Source organism: Pedobacter sp. (assembly GCF_037719805.1).
Lineage (GTDB): Bacteria > Bacteroidota > Bacteroidia > Sphingobacteriales > Sphingobacteriaceae > Pedobacter.
Genome location: NZ_JBBJLZ010000001.1, coordinates 503,204 through 522,859, shown reverse-complemented (window position 1 = coordinate 522,859; position 19,656 = coordinate 503,204). Strand labels below are relative to the sequence as shown.

Sequence of the window (19,656 nt, the reverse complement as noted above, 5' to 3'; positions counted from 1 at the left end):
TTACATTCTCTCCATAAGGCTATATTACGTTTTAATTTAAGATCTATCCATTCAAAGAAACGAGCGGTTAGGCTAATCCATACCGTCACTCTGCACCAGGTGCATCTTTCATGGGTTACGATATCGATAGGGTGAACATTCATATAGGCGTTGTTTGCCACCTTCTAAAATGCGACTTTTTGCTGTTTTTAAAATAATTAAGCACAAACTTGCATTTTTCAGATTTATTTCAACATATTTATAAAAAAGTGGACAAATTCTATTGATATGTTTTTAAGAAGCAACTATTGCTTCCGAGTTGTATCGAAAAAAAATGTAGAAGTGATTCATTATTGATGATTATAGTTCCCTAACTGCTTTCTAATTTTAAAACTTCATTAATCTAATAACCATATATGCAAAAACAATTATTCTCTTTCATTTTTGGTCTCATTTTGCTTGCATCCCAGGCCATAGCCCAACAACGGACGATTACCGGTACGGTCACTGACGTCGAAGACGGTAGTCCTCTGCCTGGGGTTACCGTCCGGATCAAGGGTACGCAAGTTGTTACTGTTACAAGTTCCGCGGGTAAATATGCCATTAAGGCAAGTGAAGGCCAGGTGCTTGTTTTTAGCTTTGTGGGTAGTGCGCCTCAGGAAGCTACCGTTAGCAAGGCATCGATCATAAGCATCAGCCTAAAGTTGGATGCTACAGCATTAACAGATGTTGTAATTACTGCTTACGGCATTTCCCGTGATAAAAGAAGTCTTGGCTATTCGGCCCCTACGGTTAAAGGTGACGAGGTAAGCGAGACGCAGCGAAATGATTTCTTTGGCGGTTTGCAAGGCCGTGTACCGGGTTTAACGATTAACAGTACAAATGGTAACCCGGGTGCATCTGCCCAGATCGTCTTAAGAGGTTTCGTGTCTCTCAGCGGTGACAATAATGCGCTGATCGTGATGGATGGTGTACCTATCAATAACACTACCCTTAACCAGACGCGAGAACTGATCAGTGGTGCGGCTAACCGCGATCAGGATTTTTCAAATAGGGCAATAGATATTAACCCTAATGATATTGAAAGCTATACCGTATTAAAAGGCCCTGAAGCAACTGCGCTATACGGTAGTGCAGGCGCCAGCGGTGCGATCTTAATTACCACTAAAAAAGGTAAGGCCGGAAGCGCATCCATTAACTATAATAATTCGTTTCGGGTGGAGCATTTAAATAAGTTCCCGGCTCAGCAAACTGTTTACAATTCAGGTTCTGTAGGTGTTTATAATCCGGTGTCAACCATTTTCAATGGTCCGGTTTTCTTGCCCGGCACGAAACTTTACGACAATATTGATGCATTTTTCCAAGACGGTTTTACGCAAAAGCATAACTTAAGCGTTGACGGAGGTACCGAAAAATTTACTTACCGTTGGTCAAACGAGTACAGCGATACAAAAGGTACTGTTCCAACTACAACTTACAAAAGGTTGTCATCGCGCTTAACTGGTACGGCCGTAGTATCTCCATTATTAAAACTAACGACTACATTCAACTACATTAATACCACTAACGATAAGGTAAATAAGGGTGCCAACGGCTTTCTTCTCTCCTTATATAGGTTCAATCCGTCGTACGATATCACTCAGTACCAAGATATTAATGGTAACAGGCTTTTGCATACCAGCTCTATATACGGGGAATTTGATAACCCTCTATGGGAAGTTAATAAAAACAAAAACGTAGATAAGACCAACCGTATATTTGCTAACGGAAACATCGAGTTCACGCCGATCAACTGGCTTAAACTAAATGCTATACTAGGTGCGGACGTTGCTGCAACAAGTGGATTGTCAGCCTACCATGCACAATCGTACAGAGGATCTGGTAGTGCAGCTGCACCAACGGGCGGCAGGGTGCTTACATACGACAGGTTAGATAGAATATTTAACGGGTCGTTCACTGCAAGTGCCAAGCAACAAACAGGTGATTTTAATGCTACATATGTACTTGGTGCTACATTTAACGATTTCAATTCTTCCACCAATTCTGCACAAGGGCAAAATATGTATGATCCTGATTTTTATAGCATCAACAATACGTTGCCAACGACCCAGCGTGTGCTTAATTACATCAACCGTTATCGTACAGTTGGTGCATTTGGACAGGCTGTGTTGGGATACAAGTCCTTGCTTTATGTAACTCTGTCGGGCCGTGTAGATGGCGCTTCTAAATTAATGAGTCCTACTGACTATGAAGGCAGCCGACCTTTCTTCGCTTATCCTTCGGCGAGTACAGCTTTCAATTTCACGGAATTGACGTTTTTTAAAGAAAAAGCGCCTTGGTTTAACTATGGTAAACTTAGTGTATCCTATGCTTTAACAGGTAAAGAACCATGGAGAGAATACTCGTTGGGTACTAACTACGCTGGCGCTGTAACAACAGGTGGCGGTTATGCCTTGTCATACTACGCAGGTAATCCTAACCTAAAGCCTGAGACCTCCAAAAATTTTGAAGTAGGTATCGAGACGCAATTTTTCAATAACCGTTTAAGTGTACAGTTCGACTACTACAATTTGCGTAGTGTGGATCAAATCATTAACCCACGCTTAAGCTACGGTGGTGGATTTATTTTGGAACTCATAAACGGTGGTACCGTGGTTAACCGCGGTTTTGAATCGCAAGTTATCGGATCGGTCATAAAGAGACCTAACCTTGCATGGGATGTTACTGCAAACTTTAGTTTAAACCGAGGTAAGGTTCTTTCTATTGCCGATGAACTTCCTGAATTGTACGATTCTGACACCTGGATATTAACTGGTGTTAGAAGCGCTGTGCATCCTGGTGCAAGCACAACAGCTATCAGTGGTACCAGATTCGAGCGTAATAGCAATGGTGATCTTTTATTAAGCCCGACAACTGGTTTGCCTACAACAACTGATGCGTTGTATTACCCCATTGGTGACCGAACCCCTAAATTCAACATTGGTCTAACCAATAGGTTCCGTTATAAAAGCTTGAATTTATCATTCTTGTGGGATCTGCGTTATGGCGGCGATGTACTTAATGGTACAGAATACGAAGCCTTCGCCAGGGGAGCAAGTACTAAAACACTTGACAGGGAAACCCCAAGGATAATAACAGGTGTATTGAAGGACGGATTACAAAATACAGATAACCCGACCAGAAACACGATAGCCGTTACGCCTTATTATTCGCCACAATATTACACCACAAACATATCGCCGGAAATGTTCGTGGAAAGAAACATTAAGGCGTTGAGGCTGCGTGATGTTACTTTAGGTTATGACTTTCCACCCGCGACCATAGCTAAAATAAAATATATTAAAAGCCTGGGTGTCTTTGTTACTGTTACCGATGCAGTGCTACTTACTAATTACACAGGTAGTGATCCGGAAACCAACTCTAACTCAACAGCTATTGGTGGTGTAGGTGGTTTTGGTATAGATTATGGAAATGTAGGAAAGCCTATTGGTTTTAACTTAGGTTTAAGAGTTAGACTTTAAAAAATCGACAAATAAAATGCAAAAATTATATAAAATTTCGTTCGCTTTTATAGCATTGTTCTTCGTAACGGGTTGTAAAAAATACCTGGACATAAACTCTAATCCGGCAGTACCGCAACAGGTAAAAGCTGAATTATTGTTGCCGCCAATTATTTACCAAATGAGTAACGGTACAGCGCAGGACGGTCGTGTGATTAACAAAGTAAACCAGAATATGGGAGGTACATCAACTGATAATGCTTCCTTGATCTGGGAAAAACATGGTTACCCGGTTGGAAGTGATGTGGGCGGCGTAATCTGGCGTATGACCTATGCCGATCTGGGCCTTAACCTGGAGAACATGATCAACGATGCTATCACCAATCAGAAATATGAGTATGCAGCTATTGGCTATGCTATCAAAGCATGGGCTTACCAAATGACAACCGATCTGCACGGACCAATTATTTTAGACGAGGCTTTTACCGTTGGGCAGTTAAGGTTTAAATACCAGGACCAACCGGATGTTTATGCTAAGGTAAGAGAATGGGGTAATCTTTCCATCAAATACAGTAATATGACCAGCCCAGTAAGCTATGCAGCAACCTTGGCAGGCACGTCAGGTGATGGTATCTACAAAGGCGATATGGCTAAATGGAGAAAGTTTGTTTACGGTCTTTTTGCTTTACAGTACGGCCACTTAGTTAACAAACCTGAGTTTAATGCAAAATATGCCGATAGTGTGGCCAAATATGTTGACCTTTCGCTTGCCAATGAAGCCGAAGATGCCACCATAGGCTTCACTGCATCTATTGCTGCCGATTCAAATCCGCTTGGTGTGCAAATGGGATATCTTACTGCAAGTACTACTTACTACGGCAGACCAACAACAACTATATTTAAATTATTGACCGGCGGTGTAAGAGGAACATCAGCTGGCACACCGATATTTGTAAATTCTTTAACATTTGCGTCGCTTGATCCTCGCATGTACCGTATGATGCCTGCTACACCAGCAGTGGTAAAAGTTACCGGACAGCCGGATATTAATACATTTGGTTATCAGGCGATAACGCCGAATTTGGGAAATGCAACAGTGACCGTTCCAACTGTTTTGGGGACAATACCAGCCGGTGGAACTGGTTTGATCGGCCATTATATTTTTACCGACAGAGCACGTTATCCTATCATGACTTATAGTCAACTACAGTTTGTAAAGTCGGAAGCCATGTTTATCAAAGGTAATAAGGCAAATGCTTACACGTCTTATATTAACGGCATCCGTGCACACTTTGATTTTTTCAACCAGTACGGACGTACATCGACTGCACCTGATCCGGCTATCAGCGATGCAGAGTATAATGCTTACATCGCATCATCTGAAGTCGCTAAAAACGCCTCAGATCTTACCCTGGCCGATATTATGCAGCAAAAATACATTGCACAGTGGGGCTGGGCAAGTTTGGAAACATGGTGCGATCTCAGAAAATATCACTACTCGCCAACAATTTTCAAAACTTACTACCAATTAACGGCCGGAGAGTTATCAACCAACAATTCAGGCAAATTCGCTTACCGATTCAGACCGCGTTATAACTCGGAGTATGTATGGAACGCTGAGGAGTTGGCTAAATGGGGTGGATTGGATCTTGATTACATGACCAAAGAACTTTGGTTTAGCTTGCCGAATTAATAAACACTTAAAAGATTAAAAATGAAGAAGTTTTCAATTATAGCAGTTTGTGCAGTAGTGCTTGCAGCAGCTGGTTGTACAAAAAATGTGTTGGATTACGGCGATGTTGAAAAACTGACTGGTAACGAAACCCTTTTAAAGATCAATTATAATTCCATGTATGCTAATAACCGGTCTGTTGTCTTTAAAATAAACGATAAGCGTGTCAGTGGTCTCCTTACCTCAAGATCACCATTCCCTGGTGGTGGTTATAATACAGGAGGTGATTCAAAACCCGATTTCCTTGTAGTAGATCCGGGTAGCATCAACCTTTCTGTAGTGCTGCCTAAAAAAGTCGATAATGGAACCGACTCGATCGTATTGTACAGTACTACCTTAGAATTGGCTGCAGGTAAGAAATACTCGGTACATATTGCAGATACCTTGGCAACGACAAAGAATCTACTGGTGGAGGAAAACTTTGCTATGCCGGACTCTAGCTTTGCACGTTACCGTTTTGTTAATCTGCTACCAAACGTGCCAGCTGTAGATCTTTATTACGGTCCTGCAACTGCCACTGTCGGTGATCAGAGCTTAGATACATTAAAGGCAGCCAATATCGGCTTTATGCAAGCCAGTCCAGAATTTGTGACCAAATCCGCAGCAGCCAGAACCTGGAAGATCCGTCCGGCTGGTGCAGCGAAAACAAGCGCAACCATTATAGCTAGTTATTTAAGTGCGAGCACACTTTTAGAACGACGGGTCTATACAGCATTTGCTACGGGCTATAGTGGCAAGACAACTGCTGCACAAAGACCATATGTTTCGTTCTACCTTGTAAGATAGCTGGTACTTTACAAATGAAGTATATTAGCAACTTCTTACTGACCGCTTTATTCCTCTTGCTGGTATCCTCTGCTTTTGCACAAGGCAAAGAACCAACAAGAGTTCCCCCAGAGCTGGATGCTTACATCAGCAATGTGCTCAAAGCTTTTGAGGTGCCCGGCGCTAGCGTGACCATTGTGCAGAACGGGAAGGTGCTGCTGGCTAAAGGCTATGGAGTAAAAAAGTTGAACGAGCCTCTACCGGTGAATTCGCATACTTTATTTTCCATCGCATCCAATTCTAAAGCTTTTACAGCTACAGCTTTGGCAATGTTAGTAGAAGATGGAAGGATCAAATGGGATGACCCGGTGATCGATCACCTACCTTGGTTCCGCATGTCGGATTCTTATGTTACTACCCATCTTACCATCCGCGACCTGTTGGTTCACCACAGTGGTATACCTGCGTATGTTGGCGACCTGATGAATTTTCCGCCATCGGCATTTACCCGCCAGGAAATCTTAGGTAAACTTAGGATCATACCACTGGTGTACGATTTCAGGACTACTTATGCTTATGACAATATCTTATACATGGCCGCAGGTGAGATAGTGGCTGCCCGGTCAGGTATGAGCTGGGAAGATTTTGTGAAAACCCGCATATTTGATAAGCTAGGCATGAGCGAAAGCATATCCAGGTTCTCGACCGTGAAGAATGCCCTGAACGTATCCGGTTCACATAAACGAGTAGACGGAAAGGTTCAGGTTTATAACGAGTGGACAGACCTGAACATTGGCGATGCAGGCAATCCGGCAGGCGGAATCATGACCAACGCTACCGACATGGCTAAATGGCTAATAACGCAGTTAGATTCAGGCCGTACGCCAACTAACCTCAAGCTTTTCGAACCTTCAACTACTAACCAGTTGTGGAGGATTGTGCGGCCCATGCCGATAGTCAAACAACCGGATGGCCTAAAACCGGCGCAAATGGACTTCTATGGTTATGCACTAGGCTTCCGAACCTATAATTATGGCAAATACAAGGTTGTGGGTCATGGTGGTGCTTTAGGCGGTTTTGTGTCACAGGTAGCTATGGTGCCTGCATTAAACTTAGGCATCTCAGTATTTACTAATCAAGAGTCGACACCGGCATACTGGTCGATCATTTATCATGTGCTTGATTATTACATGCAGAACAAACCCTACGATTGGCTTAGCAATTATAAAAAGCAGTATGATATAAATAGGGAGAAGCTGGCCCAAGATCAAACTAAGCATCTCCTAAAACGCGACACTAGTGCCAAGGCGTCGCTGGCTCTTGAGAAGTACATGGGTAATTACCGAGATGCCATGTATGGTGACGTTAACATCGCTAAAGAAGATACCAGCGTAGTGATGCGGTTCAAGCAACTTACACATCTGGTAGCCGATATAAAGCATTTTCAGCACGATACATTCATTGCTACCTTTCGTAATAAGTTTTTGAAGGCTGATAGTTATGTTACCTTTTCGCTGAATGCGGATAGCAGTATAGACCGGGTAAAGTTCAGAATCATTGATCCTGATTCTGATATGGATATGGGAGAACTGCTACTCAAGCCAGTTTCCGAAAAGGTGAAGTAACAGTAAAGTTGATACAGGGGTTTGCGGAAAGACATCAGTGCTTTACGAAAAATATTTTAAATGGAAACAGCTATCATTTTAACAGGAGACCTGTTGAACACCCCCGACGCTAAAACAGCGCACGGACTTATTAGAGAAAGTAACCGTTTCCGCATTGTTGGCGTAGTGGACGAATTGCAGGCCGGCAATGATGCAGGTGAAGTACTAGATGGAAAACATCGTGATATTCCTGTGTTCAAAACAATTGAAGAGGGCTTAGCCCTAAAACCGAACTACTGTGTAGTAGGTGTGGCCACAACAGGGGGAATATTTCCGCCGGCTATGATCGATCAGGTAAGAACGGCTATTAAGCATGGCGTCTCGATCATTAACGGCTTGCACGATTATCTGGCTGAGCGGGAGGATATTGTAGCGCTGGCCGAACAGCATCATGTTAAGCTTCTAGATGTGCGCAGACCTAAACAACGCAAAGATCTACACTTTTGGACCGGCGAGGTCCGCAACTTGCAGATACCAATTGTAGCGGTATTAGGTACCGATTGCGCGCTTGGCAAACGCACCACGACCATGTTTATAGTGGAGGCTTGCAAGTTGGCAGGCATTAGCGCCCAAATGATCTACACCGGGCAAACCGGCTGGCTGCAAGGTGGCAAATACGGTTTTATATTTGATTCCACGTTGAACGATTTTGTTGGCGGTGAATTGGAGAATGCCATACTGACCTGTTATAAAGAAACTCAGCCCGATGTGATATTGCTTGAAGGGCAGGCCGCTTTGAGGAATCCGAGCGGTCCTTGCGGATCAGAAATGCTGATATCAGGTAATGCGAAGATGGTAATCATGGTACATTCGCCAAAAAGAGAATACTTTGATGAACATGAAGCGTTCGGTAAAGTACCGTCGCTGGAGTCTGAGATCAAATTGATAAACATGTATGGCTCCCAAGTGATCGCTGTTGCGCTGAATACACAGCACTGCACTTTAGAAGAAGCGCGTGCCTATCAGCAGAGCTATGCAGCTAAATTAGATGTGCCGGTTATATTGCCTTTAGAGGATGGTTGCGCAAGCATCGTTCCGCTATTAAGAACAAAAACGAATGAAGATAAGATCAGTTAAAGCCTACCGCAAACTGCTGGCCCTCAAAAGACCGTATACCATTGCGCGCAATACATTCTACAATGCCGTGATCGTGTTTTTTGAAGTGGAATTGGAGAACGGCATCAGGGGTATGGGTGCGGCAAACACTGATGTAGAAGTGGTAGGCGAATCGGCAGACGATACGCTGGCCAATTTAGAGTCAGACCTGGTATCTCAACTGGCAGGTAAGGACATACGTAGTTTTTTGGCTCATATTCATACCTATCGTCAGGCTTTTTCAAAGTATCCGGGTACGCAGGCTGCGATCGATATTGCGCTGCACGATGCTTTCTGCCAGTGGATGGGCATTTCGGTGCTCAACTTTTATGGTCGCCGTCACAAAAAGATGCTAACCTCGGTAACGATTGGTATCAAAGATGTGGTCGAAACTTTGGAAGAAGCACAAGAATACTACGAAAGTGGCTTCCGTGCATTAAAAATAAAGACTGGTCGTAACGCCGAATTGGATGCCGAACGTATTATCAAGCTACGTGAAATATACGGCGCCCATTTTATGATCCGTGTTGATGCCAACACCGGTTATGACATGGACCAGCTGAAAACGTTTATCCGCCTGACCGAAGGCCATCAGGTCGAACTGATCGAGCAGCCTTTCCTTCCCGGTATGGAGAACGATCTGCTGCAATTGCCGATGGAAACGCGAGCCATACTGGCTGCCGACGAATCCCTTAAAAGTACCCGTTCTGCTTTTACGCTGGCACGGCAAAAAGCGTTCGGTATATTCAACATTAAGTTAATGAAGTGCGGGGGCATCACCTCTGCATTCGAGATCGCTACCATTGCCGCACAAGCCCGGATCAGTTTGTTTTGGGGTTGTAATGATGAAAGTATGATCAGCATAACAGCTGCACTGCATGCAGCCTTCGCCTGTCCACACACGCGCTACATCGACCTTGATGGCAGCCTCGACCTGGCGGAAGATATAGTGATAAACGGCTTTACCATTAAAGATGGCTATATGATCCCGAACGATTTGCCGGGGCTGGGCCTCACTTCTATATAAGAATTTTTTATGACCGAAGAACCATCACTAAAACGAACTATAACCCGCCTTCCGGCAGTTTTATTGGTGATAAGCGCTATCATCGGATCCGGCATCTTTAAAAAGATAGCACCCATGTCTGCAGCGCTGGGTTCGCCAAAGCTGATTCTTACCTGTTGGGTGGTGGCCGGTGTATTAAGCCTGATCGGTGCGCTTTGCACCGCTGAACTTACGGCTATGATGCCTGGCTCCGGTGGTGAATATGTTTACTTTAAAAAAGTTTATGGTAAGTTCTTTTCTTTCCTTTACGGATGGGGTAACCTTACTGTGATGAAATCAGCAACGATCGCGGCGCTGGCCTACATCTTTTCAGAATCGTTCAACGTGCTGGTCAAGCTCCCAGGCCTCACGATACCGGGTTTGGGGACAGTTGGCCAGAATGCGAGTATCAAAATATTAGCAACAACGCTGATCATCACGATTAGTTTTGTTAACCACCGGGGAGTAGTGTTCGGCGAACGGCTTAGCCACTTCCTGATCGTCGGTATTATTATGGTGATATTAGGTTCGGTAGTTGCGGTGTTCTTCTCCGGTCAAGGCAACATAAGTAATCTTTCGCACGAAGTGAATCCGCCTGAAGGTTGGCAGCTGGTTACCGCTTTTTTTGCAGCCTCGCTTAGCGCCTTCTGGGGATACGAGGGCTGGAACAATATCGGCTATATTGGTGAGGAGATCAAGAACCCACAAAAGAACCTGCCTATAGCGTTAGGCGTTGGTACAATCGCTGTTATTGTGCTGTACCTGATTGTTAACTCAGTTTACCTGTATGTTTTGCCCGTGGAACAATTGGCCGCCATGCATGGCACAGCTAACCAGATCGCTGCGGTAGAGGTAGCGCGCATACTAAGCGGAAATATTGGTGCTGTAGTACTTTCAAGCCTTATTTTGCTTACCACCTTTACCTGTACCAACAGTACCATCCTGATGTCGTCCCGTATATTGTTCGCCATGGCACGTGATGGGCTTTTCTTGAAAAGCACCGGTAAGATCCACTCAATTTATCGAACACCATCGAAAGCGATCATGTGGCAATGTATATGGGCTGTTGCGCTATTGTGGTCAGGCAACTTCGACCAGTTGACAGACCTGCTCATTTTTGCCTCGTTCATATTTTACGGTTCCACTGCAGTTGGCGTGATCGTGATGCGTATCAAGGAGCCCAATGCCTATCGTCCTTACAAAGCAATTGGTTATCCGGTGCTCCCTGCTATTTTCGCATTGTTCTGCCTTACGCTGGTAGGTGTTACCATTGTCCAGAAACCAATACAGGCCCTCATCGGGCTAACACTTATTTTTTCCGGCGTGCCGGTATACCTGTATTACCTTAGAAAAGGTAGAGATTAATAAATAGCTATCACTGTAAAAAAATATAACATGGAATTTCCCAAATATAAATTAGGCACCTCAGCAGTTTGGGCCGGCGAAGAAAGTGTTTCGGACACAGGTGCAGTAACACAGCCCATCAACAACAGCGTAGCATTTGCATACACCGACCTCGACGAATGGTATAACGTAGCCACCGGCAAATCCGAAGGTTATATCTACAGCCGCAATACCAATCCAACAGTAGCCGTACTGGAAGAAAAACTCCGCGTAATGGAGGGAGCAGAGGCTTGTACCTCCTTCGCTACAGGCATGGGAGCTATCAGTAACACACTGTTTACTTTTTTGAGCCCAGGTAAAAAAGTGGTATCCGTTAAGGATACCTATGGCGGCACAAGTAAGCTGTTTCTCGATTTTCTGCCTGGCATGAACGTGGAAGTAAAGCTGCACGACACCACCGACCACGAAGCACTGGAAGCCGAGGTAGCCAAAGGCTGCGACCTGCTTTACCTGGAAACGCCGACCAATCCCACGCTAAAGATCATCGATATTAAAAGACTGGCGGCCTCCGCGAAAAAGGTGGGCGCTATTGTAGTGGTGGATAACACCTTTGCGACCCCAATAAACCAGAACCCACTTGCACTGGGCGCCGATCTGGTAATCCATAGCGCTACGAAATTCCTGTGTGGACATTCGGATGCTATGGGTGGTTTGTTGGCAGGCAAAAAAGAATTGGTTCAAAAGGTATTTCAATACCGGGAGATCACGGGTGCAAGCCTGCAAGCTAACTCTGCCTATATGATAGCACGAGGCATGAAAACGCTTGACCTGCGTATCGAGCGGCAAAATGCTTCGGCAATGAAGATAGCACGTTACCTGAAAGCGCATAATAAGGTGAGCGATGTTTTTTATCCTGGGCTGGAAACACACCCGGGTCACGATATAGCAAAATTACAGATGCGCGGCTTCGGCGGCATTCTAAGTTTTTCGTTAAATGGCGACTACGAATTGGTAAAGAAGTTTTTGCCCTCGTTAAAATTGGTTCATCTAGCCGCAAGCTTAGGCTCAGTGAGCACCCTTGCCGGTCCACCGCGAACTACTAGTCATGTGGAACTTACAGAAGAACAGCGTGCATTGTTAGGCATTCCAGAGAGCCTGATCAGGTACTCGGTAGGCATTGAGAATGTAGACGACCTTTTGCAGGACCTGGATGATGCTTTAGCAGCACTTTAACATTTCCATATTAAACTTAGTTACCAAATTATTATGAGGATCAGAATCATAATCACAACTTTTTTGCTTGGCCAGGTTATGGCGCTGAGTGCCTATGCACAAAAGCAACACAAGGCGAATGAGCAATTGCTGAGAGCGTTTAAAAAAGTAGAACAAACCACTGTGCTGCTGAATAACTTGTCTGGTGCTGTGCCGATCGTTAACCTAGCCGGTAATAAGATCGCCAGCGTTAATTTTGGCATAAAGGAGTCGGCTACTTTTGATAGTCTGATGAACAATTTTACTACGGTCACAAGCTTTGCAGCATCGGCTTACCAGTCGGGTGGTGCTACCCTGGCCAACCTCAGCTACGATCTCAAATTTTACAACACGCTAATCCTCGAGGTCACTAACACCGCCTTGAACGATCCAAAGTTCCAGGAGTTTGTTACCGATAACCTTAAAAGCAAAACCATTATAATTGCTGCCTTCGGCGAAGTGGATATGATCGGCAAATTGAAAACTTTTAAAGTGCCGATGGTCTGGACGCCAAAGGAATCGCCTGCATCGGCCAATTATGTGGCGCAGTCCATTTTCGGAGGTATGCCGGTAACTGCCAGGCTTCCGTCCACCGTTTCGTCCGACTACCGTAAAGGCAGCGGCTTTACCACAACGGCTAACCGTTTAAGCTATACAGTGCCCGAAGAAGTGGGGATTGACATCGGCATGCTCCAAAATCCGATCGATAGCATTGTTAGCGAAGCCATTGCCAAAAGGGCCTCGCCAAGTGCTGTGGTAATGGTTATTAAGGATGGCAAGGTAATTTTTGACAAGGCTTATGGCTATCATACTTATGACCCCATAATACCGACTAAACCAACAGATATTTACGACCTGGCCTCCATCACCAAAGTAACCGCAACTACCCCTTCGGTGATGCGCTTAGTAGAACAGAATAAACTCAAGCTGGACACCTCAATTAGCGCTTATATACCCAAGGCACGCGAAACGGATAAAAAAGATATACAGGTAAGACAGGTAATGCTGCACCAGGCCGGATTCACGCCGTTCATCCCGTTCTTTACAAGCATTAAGCCGGAGGATTTTAGAAGGGATTCATCAGCCGCTTATCCCGTTAGAGCAGGCGAGCGATACTTTTTCCGAAAGGACTATTTTAAGGAAGTGATGTGGCCTAAAATGCTTAACTCACCCATCAAGGATACGTCGAAGTATGTATACAGCGACTTGAGTATGTATTTCATGAAAGAGATCGTGGAGAGCCTGTCAGATCAACACTTGGAAGACTATGTTCAGGAGAATTTCTACCGCCCTCTAGGCATGCAGACCGCAGGCTACTCGCCCCTATATCGTTTTAACAAAAACCGCATCATCCCTACCGAAGTGGATACGCTTTACCGCGATACCCTGTTGTTAGGCTATGTGCACGATCCTGGTGCTGCCATGGCCGGAGGTGTGTCCGGGCATGCCGGCTTGTTTTCTTCGGCTACGGATTTGGCCATATATTTTCAAATGTTGCTGAATGATGGCAGCTATGGCGGTACGCGGTACTTTAAGCCCGAAACTGTTAAACAGTTTACTTCAAAGCAATCTGAGCTCAGCAACCGTGGCTATGGTTTCGACCGTAAGCGGCCCAACAGCAGTTACCCGTCGGCATACGCATCGCTCAATACCTTCGGGCATACCGGCTATACAGGCACACGCGTTTGGGTGGATCAAGATCAGAAACTAATTTTTATCCTTTTAACTAACCGCGTTCATCCGGTGACGTCTCCGTTACTTTCTGACCTGGCAATCACACAACGAATTTTTGATTCAATATTTAAGGCTCTTCACATCAAGAACAAGCAATAGATATAAGTCGCACTGGCACGTGTGAAGAAATCTGAAGTACAGGCCCTGACCAATTTAATAATTTTTGACTTTTATGGTTAAAGAAGAAAGACAACAGTACATAATAAGCCAGATCAACATTCACAATAAGGTACTTTCCGCCGACCTGAGCATTCAACTTGGCGTTTCGGAAGATACCGTTAGAAGAGACCTGAACGAACTGGCTGAGAACGGGAATATTGTGAAGGTGCACGGCGGGGCCTTATCTAAGTCATTCCACTACCCGTTCTCTGCTAAAGATGTTTATAACAAGGAGGGTAAAAGGGAGATTGCAAGAAAGGCTGTCGGTTTGGTGGAAGATGGAATGATCATTTTAGTTGGCGGCGGAACTACAATGATCCAGCTGGCCCGGATTTTTCCAGATCACATGCAATGCACCGTCTTTACCACTAGTCCCCTGGTTGGTCTCGAATTAGTAGAAAAGCCTGATATGATTGTTAATTTGATCGCCGGCCAACTGGCACCTAACTCACACATCGTGACCGGATCTCACGTGATCAGCCAGCTTGCTGATATCAAACCTGACCTGTGTTTCTTAGGCACAAATGGCATCTCCGTAGCCGAAGGCATCACCGACTCGGACTGGGAAGTGGTACACGTGAAAAGAGCGATGATCAAGGCCGCTCATAAAACAGCCGTACTCAGCATCTCAGAAAAGCTTGACTCCTACCAGAAATTGAGAATCTGCGACCTTGACGCAATAACCCATCTGATAACCGACGTTGCGCCGACCAATTCAAAACTGGCTGAATATACCAAGATCCTTAATGTATTATAACGCATCAGCAGGCACAAGTTACCAATATATTATTACCGCTATTGACAAGCTGAAGGATGGAGGAGTACTATTTATTAAGGCCAGTGTAACGGTAAGAAAGTAAAGAAATATATCATTTATTCAAATCTTAAAAATTATGCATAACATAAGCACTTCAAAACGTCTGATCGCCATGATGATAATGGTAATCACAACCATATCTGCATCTGCACAAGTGTTACAGGCGGAAGCAGAGATACAGGGAATTATGAGGGAGTTGACCGCAGCAGGTATGTCCGTAGCGGTCGTTAAAAAGAATAAGATCATCTACACGCATTCGTTCGGTGTTTCGGATATGGAAACGCAAAGACCACTTACCGATAACAACATTTTCCGTATTGCGTCCATATCGAAATCATTTTCTGCAACATCAATCATGCAACTGATAGAAGCTAAAAAGTGTTCGCTAGACGATGATTTCAGCCAACTGGTAGGTTTCACAGTACGCAACCCCAAGTTTCCTGACGTTGTAATAACCCTGAGAATGGTGATGTCGCACACCTCGAGTGTAAATGATAGTCAGGGCTATTTCACATTGGATGCCATCAACCCAGGTAAAAACCCAAATTTCGCTAAATGCTACAATACCTATAAGCCAGGAAACGGTTACGAGTATTGCAACCTGAATTACAATATGGTGGGCGCCGTGATCGAACGTTTATCGGGCGAGCGATTTGATCAGTATGTTAAGCACCATATATTGGATCCGCTGGATTTGTATGGCGGCTACTGCGTAGATTCGCTCGATAATAGTCGCTTTGCCAAACTTTACGAATATGAAGGTACAACTAAGCATCTGGTTAATGCACCGCTGGCCTACAATCCTCGCAGCGAAGAAGTGAAAAATTATGTATTGGGATATAGTACGCCAATTTTCTCTCCAACCGGCGGCATGAAAATCTCTGCTACTGACCTGGCCAAGTATATGATGATGCACATGAATTATGGCAAGTTCAATGGTGTACGTATCATTTCTAAAAAAAGCTCAAAGATCATGCAGACGAAGGTATCGGATGGGGAAGGCGGGTATGGCCTGGCGCTTCGCCTTTCGCATGATTTAATCAAGGGTAAAGAATTGGTAGGGCATACCGGATCCTCATACGGACTTACCAGCGGTATGTTCTTTCAAGCTAGAAAAAAATTTGGTATTGTGGTGATCTGCAACGGCAGCAACCAGGCCTATTATCCCGGTAGCGATGATATCAACATTTTGAACCGTAAAACGATGAATGTGCTTTATAAGTATTTTATAAAGTAAAACCATGCATTAAGTACTTACTATTTTACTTCAAAGTTATACGTTGCACCTTTCCAGGTTGATGTAAAATCTTTGCCGTTATGCTTACCCGGTATCTTGTCAGTATCGCTAACTTCTACTAGATACTGACCTGTCCATAAAGGTGTAAACTCGGCTATGCCATTTGTGTCAGTAAGCAGTTCCTTTGACCATCCGTTAGAAGAAAATACGGTGATCGACTTTCCAGTGGCTGGGGCACCTTTTAAGGAGGCTTTCAATTTTAGTGCTTTATTTAACCGGGCAGATAGTACGTTGTCAGCATGCACCATTAACGAATTACTTTTGTTACTGCTTTCAGGCAAGACCTTCCCCACAGCTACTGTTGCACTTGAAAGAAAATGATATTTTGTTGCACCGCCCAGTTCCTTCGCTTCATGGCTCACCAATAAAATATATCCCCCGTTCTGTTCAGGAGTGAACGAACTTTCAAAGTAATTTATTCCAGGAGTAAGATGTAGTTGAACTTTTTTCTGATCCGGACCAACCAGCCAAAGGCTACAATCTTTTACATCAGAATACCATTTAGCAACACTGTCCCGTTCTCCCGCTACAAACTCACCGTAAAACACTTTAACCACATGCTTTTGTCCCAACTTACCCTTTGAAGTAGTTTCAATCCATAATGCATGTGCAAATGCAGCACTTGAGCTAAGGGAAAGCAATAATACGGTTACTATGATCTTAATTTTTTTCATCTTTTTTTTATATTAAATAACTTCGTTTGGTAATTCCTTAGTTGCTTCAACTCTTAGATTAACTGATGCTACTTTATTTTTTTTACCTTTCTTTTTGAATTTTCTACCATACCAAATTAAGAATCCTGTTACAGGGAGGGACGCTCCTATTAATGTGGATAAAAACGCCAGCACTTTACCTGGAAAGCCGAGTATGCTGCCCACATGTATATCGTAATTCATTTTTCTTAGCTTACCGCCAAAGCCGGCATCTTCATAAGCGATCGAGTATACATCTTTACTTTTCAGTTCTTTCAATGTGTGCTGATCGAAGGTATAACCCTGACTATTGTAAAATTGTCCGGCCGTTGGATATACTGTGATTCCTATGGTGGCTTTTGCCCTGGCTGTGTCAGGGAAAGAATAATAAAATCCTTCAGATTTCGGGTGCTTTGAAATCACTTTCTGCCAGGCAAGGTCCATGGCTTCCTCTGGAGTAAATCGTCCGGCTTGAAGAGAGTCGGACTGCATCCGACGGCCCCCGCCCCGCCCTTCGAGGCTTTTGCCACCTGTAGTCACCCAGTAGAGGCCTTCGCTATACCAGCTGATACCATATACCATTCCTGTTAGCCCAATAAATAGTAACAAAATGAGCGAGTAAAAGCCAAGAACATTGTGTAAATCCAGATTCACGCGTTTAAATGAAGCACCCCATTTAATTTTAAAACTTTTATCTGTAGTACTTTTGTTCCACTTTTTTGGATACCACCATATTAATCCGGTTATTAATAGAACGACGAATACAAGGGTTCCGTAATTTACGATTGGCCGTCCGATTGCAAATGGTAACCATAAGAACCGGTGACCATTTAAAATCACCCTGAAGAAATCCGTTTCACCTTTTTTACGGACATCTTTTTTTAATATTTTACCGGTGTAAGGGTCCACTTTCAGCGTCACACCACCACCTCGTCTTCCTTGTTCTTTGGGACTTTTAAGATTAACAGTAATGGCACGTCCCTGTAAGTACTGCGCATATGCGATGACTTTATCCGGGTATTCCTGTTTAGCTACAGCACTCAATTGCGAAGGACTTAACACGGGCTTGTTTCGTTTCTCAATTTTAGTCTCAGGTTCCATAAGCCCTGTGATTTCTTCGTTAAAAACCCAGATACAACCAGTGATACAAACGATCAGAACAATAATACCTGAGGCCAACCCCAGCCATAAATGCAGCCATTTATTGATCCTCTTAAAAAGAGAGTCTTTGCTCTTTTTTTTAGGTGTTAAAATTTTATTGGATGTTATCATTGTTCTAATCGTTTGGTTATTGTTTTGTGTTTAGGATTAAATTATTGCAAGTGCTGAATTGCTGTGATTAACCCGCCTTCGACTTTTATACCTCTTGTAGCTGTCGCAGTAGTTGCATCAATTTTGTAAACATAAGTGCTGCCGTCAACCAGGTTCGCTCCAATAAAAGCGGTCTTACCATCTTTAGGGCTATAGTTTGTAGTGGTCACGCTAGAAATATTTTTAACTTCAGCAAAGCCAGTTACGCCTGTCACGGTTTTATTGACCACATCAACAATTGCCAGAAGTTTACCAGTAACATAGGGGCCCTTAGTTGCCTTAGGCTCAATATTCGCCACAAACTTGTTTTGACCAACATAGATCCAGTCTGTGATTACATATCCCTTTGAGATCTCTTCAAAATTGAAAAAGTAACTCTGATCGAACTCCGTAGTTCCAGCTTTAATTCTGGTAATGGCGGAAGGTTTCGTTGAAGTCAGTTTAGCGTCGGCAGCAGCTGTAGCAGGATCATCGTCTGTAGCTACTGATGAGGAAAAGGCATAAACATCACCATTTTCAACAAGACCCAAACCATCCGTGAAATACCTGCCTATAAAACTGGTTCTTGTGTCTTTAATCGTTTTTTCATACTTCATTTCTGGATAAGAGAATACAGCGATTCCAGCCTGGTCAGGATATTTTGTAAAGAAGTTACCCCCAGTAATACCGAAAAAGGGTGCAAATACTTTATTGCCAACCTGCTTTATCCAACTAATATGTGCAATTTCACCATTGCCTGTTGGCGCTATTGCATCGATAGTTCCTTCAGCAATCTGTGCATTACTTGTCGTATTGACACGGTACCAATTGTAAACTGTCGGCGTACCTGCAGCTGCGATTGATCGTGGCACCCTCATCATCAAAATATCATCATTAACCGGTGCAAAGGCGTGTACTGTGGCCGCGGTAAAGTCGTTCAGTTTTTTTAGTTTGCCATCAGTTACACCATAAACAGTTACCGCACCTGGGGCACCACGTCCATAAAGCATACTAAAAAACTTATTGTTGGCTGTTACATAGTATCTGAAAGTACCGTCTTGTTCCGTTCCGTTTCCTATAATTGAAGCTGCGCCACTTTCCAAACTACTTGCGGTCAGCAGATAATCTGCCTTGCCTGCAATCGCAGTAGGTGTAACTGCTATGATGTAATTTCCAGGATTTTCCGGGATAACCTCTCTGTCAGATTTTTTTTCGCAAGAACTTAAAACACCTACAAATGCCAAGGCAAGCAGTGTATTGGTAATCGTTGTTTTCATGTTGATTATTTTTAA

The 19,656-nt window shown here is 43.9% G+C and carries 14 protein-coding genes; 11 read left to right on the top strand and 3 right to left on the bottom strand.

All coding sequences use genetic code 11. From position 1 onward, the window contains the following. Positions 1 to 395 precede the first annotated feature (395 nt). From WKF66_RS02410 to WKF66_RS02360, 11 genes are all read left to right on the top strand, one after another. Positions 396 to 3,500, top strand: a complete 3,105-nt coding sequence (locus WKF66_RS02410; protein ID WP_489672807.1) for a SusC/RagA family TonB-linked outer membrane protein — start codon at positions 396 to 398, stop codon at positions 3,498 to 3,500. A 16-nt stretch (positions 3,501 to 3,516) separates the two neighbouring features. Next, the gene (locus WKF66_RS02405) at positions 3,517 to 5,172 is read left to right on the top strand and encodes a SusD/RagB family nutrient-binding outer membrane lipoprotein (RefSeq protein WP_489672806.1); all 1,656 of its coding nucleotides are present in this window, start codon (positions 3,517 to 3,519) and stop codon (positions 5,170 to 5,172) included. Between the two features lie 21 nt (positions 5,173 to 5,193). After that, positions 5,194 to 5,997, top strand: coding sequence for a DUF4397 domain-containing protein (locus tag WKF66_RS02400; protein ID WP_489672805.1), 804 nt, complete (start codon positions 5,194 to 5,196; stop codon positions 5,995 to 5,997). Between the two features lie 14 nt (positions 5,998 to 6,011). Further along, positions 6,012 to 7,601 carry a serine hydrolase gene (locus WKF66_RS02395; RefSeq protein ID WP_489672804.1) on the top strand — a complete coding sequence of 530 codons (1,590 nt, stop codon included), beginning with the start codon at positions 6,012 to 6,014 and terminating at the stop codon, positions 7,599 to 7,601. Between the two features lie 60 nt (positions 7,602 to 7,661). Beyond that, on the top strand, positions 7,662 to 8,717 hold the full coding sequence (locus WKF66_RS02390) for an N-acetyltransferase DgcN family protein (RefSeq protein ID WP_489672803.1): 1,056 nt from the start codon (positions 7,662 to 7,664) through the stop codon (positions 8,715 to 8,717). Beyond that, positions 8,698 to 9,762 (top strand): mandelate racemase/muconate lactonizing enzyme family protein, encoded by a 1,065-nt coding sequence (locus tag WKF66_RS02385; protein WP_489672802.1) that lies wholly within the window; start codon positions 8,698 to 8,700, stop codon positions 9,760 to 9,762. The genes WKF66_RS02390 and WKF66_RS02385 overlap by 20 nt, the downstream gene beginning before the upstream one ends. Before the next feature lie 9 nt (positions 9,763 to 9,771). Continuing rightward, a complete protein-coding gene (locus tag WKF66_RS02380; RefSeq protein WP_489672801.1) occupies positions 9,772 to 11,145 on the top strand; it encodes an APC family permease in 1,374 nt (457 codons plus the stop codon). Between the two features lie 30 nt (positions 11,146 to 11,175). Beyond that, positions 11,176 to 12,357, top strand: a complete 1,182-nt coding sequence (locus WKF66_RS02375; protein ID WP_489672800.1) for a cystathionine gamma-synthase family protein — start codon at positions 11,176 to 11,178, stop codon at positions 12,355 to 12,357. Between the two features lie 33 nt (positions 12,358 to 12,390). Then, on the top strand, positions 12,391 to 14,208 hold the full coding sequence (locus tag WKF66_RS02370) for a serine hydrolase domain-containing protein (protein ID WP_489672799.1): 1,818 nt from the start codon (positions 12,391 to 12,393) through the stop codon (positions 14,206 to 14,208). Between the two features lie 73 nt (positions 14,209 to 14,281). Next, positions 14,282 to 15,025: a DeoR/GlpR family DNA-binding transcription regulator gene (locus WKF66_RS02365; RefSeq protein ID WP_489672798.1), complete on the top strand. Its 744-nt coding sequence runs from the start codon at positions 14,282 to 14,284 to the stop codon at positions 15,023 to 15,025. Between the two features lie 136 nt (positions 15,026 to 15,161). Next, positions 15,162 to 16,322 carry a serine hydrolase domain-containing protein gene (locus WKF66_RS02360; RefSeq protein WP_489672797.1) on the top strand — a complete coding sequence of 387 codons (1,161 nt, stop codon included), beginning with the start codon at positions 15,162 to 15,164 and terminating at the stop codon, positions 16,320 to 16,322. 20 nt (positions 16,323 to 16,342) lie between these two features. Here WKF66_RS02360 and WKF66_RS02355 read toward each other — a convergent pair whose 3' ends face one another. From WKF66_RS02355 to WKF66_RS02345, 3 genes are read right to left on the bottom strand one after another with little or no spacing between them, the layout of a single operon-like run. After that, positions 16,343 to 17,056: a DUF4198 domain-containing protein gene (locus WKF66_RS02355; protein WP_489672796.1), complete on the bottom strand. Its 714-nt coding sequence runs from the start codon at positions 17,054 to 17,056 to the stop codon at positions 16,343 to 16,345. Positions 17,057 to 17,068: 12 nt separating this feature from the next. Further along, positions 17,069 to 18,346 (bottom strand): PepSY-associated TM helix domain-containing protein, encoded by a 1,278-nt coding sequence (locus WKF66_RS02350; protein ID WP_489672795.1) that lies wholly within the window; start codon positions 18,344 to 18,346, stop codon positions 17,069 to 17,071. 41 nt (positions 18,347 to 18,387) lie between these two features. Next, on the bottom strand, positions 18,388 to 19,641 hold the full coding sequence (locus WKF66_RS02345) for a DUF4374 domain-containing protein (protein ID WP_489672794.1): 1,254 nt from the start codon (positions 19,639 to 19,641) through the stop codon (positions 18,388 to 18,390). Positions 19,642 to 19,656: the final 15 nt, after the last annotated feature.

What these genes read in the sequence shown, in the direction of transcription:
- WKF66_RS02410 (WP_489672807.1), top strand. Translation starts at nt 396, where the DNA reads ATGCAAAAACAATTATTCTCTTTCATTTTTGGTCTCATTTTGCTTGCA.
- WKF66_RS02405 (WP_489672806.1), top strand. Translation starts at nt 3,517, where the DNA reads ATGCAAAAATTATATAAAATTTCGTTCGCTTTTATAGCATTGTTCTTC.
- WKF66_RS02400 (WP_489672805.1), top strand. Translation starts at nt 5,194, where the DNA reads ATGAAGAAGTTTTCAATTATAGCAGTTTGTGCAGTAGTGCTTGCAGCA.
- WKF66_RS02395 (WP_489672804.1), top strand. Translation starts at nt 6,012, where the DNA reads ATGAAGTATATTAGCAACTTCTTACTGACCGCTTTATTCCTCTTGCTG.
- WKF66_RS02390 (WP_489672803.1), top strand. Translation starts at nt 7,662, where the DNA reads ATGGAAACAGCTATCATTTTAACAGGAGACCTGTTGAACACCCCCGAC.
- WKF66_RS02385 (WP_489672802.1), top strand. Translation starts at nt 8,698, where the DNA reads ATGAAGATAAGATCAGTTAAAGCCTACCGCAAACTGCTGGCCCTCAAA.
- WKF66_RS02380 (WP_489672801.1), top strand. Translation starts at nt 9,772, where the DNA reads ATGACCGAAGAACCATCACTAAAACGAACTATAACCCGCCTTCCGGCA.
- WKF66_RS02375 (WP_489672800.1), top strand. Translation starts at nt 11,176, where the DNA reads ATGGAATTTCCCAAATATAAATTAGGCACCTCAGCAGTTTGGGCCGGC.
- WKF66_RS02370 (WP_489672799.1), top strand. Translation starts at nt 12,391, where the DNA reads ATGAGGATCAGAATCATAATCACAACTTTTTTGCTTGGCCAGGTTATG.
- WKF66_RS02365 (WP_489672798.1), top strand. Translation starts at nt 14,282, where the DNA reads ATGGTTAAAGAAGAAAGACAACAGTACATAATAAGCCAGATCAACATT.
- WKF66_RS02360 (WP_489672797.1), top strand. Translation starts at nt 15,162, where the DNA reads ATGCATAACATAAGCACTTCAAAACGTCTGATCGCCATGATGATAATG.
- WKF66_RS02355 (WP_489672796.1), bottom strand. Translation starts at nt 17,056, where the DNA reads ATGAAAAAAATTAAGATCATAGTAACCGTATTATTGCTTTCCCTTAGC.
- WKF66_RS02350 (WP_489672795.1), bottom strand. Translation starts at nt 18,346, where the DNA reads ATGATAACATCCAATAAAATTTTAACACCTAAAAAAAAGAGCAAAGAC.
- WKF66_RS02345 (WP_489672794.1), bottom strand. Translation starts at nt 19,641, where the DNA reads ATGAAAACAACGATTACCAATACACTGCTTGCCTTGGCATTTGTAGGT.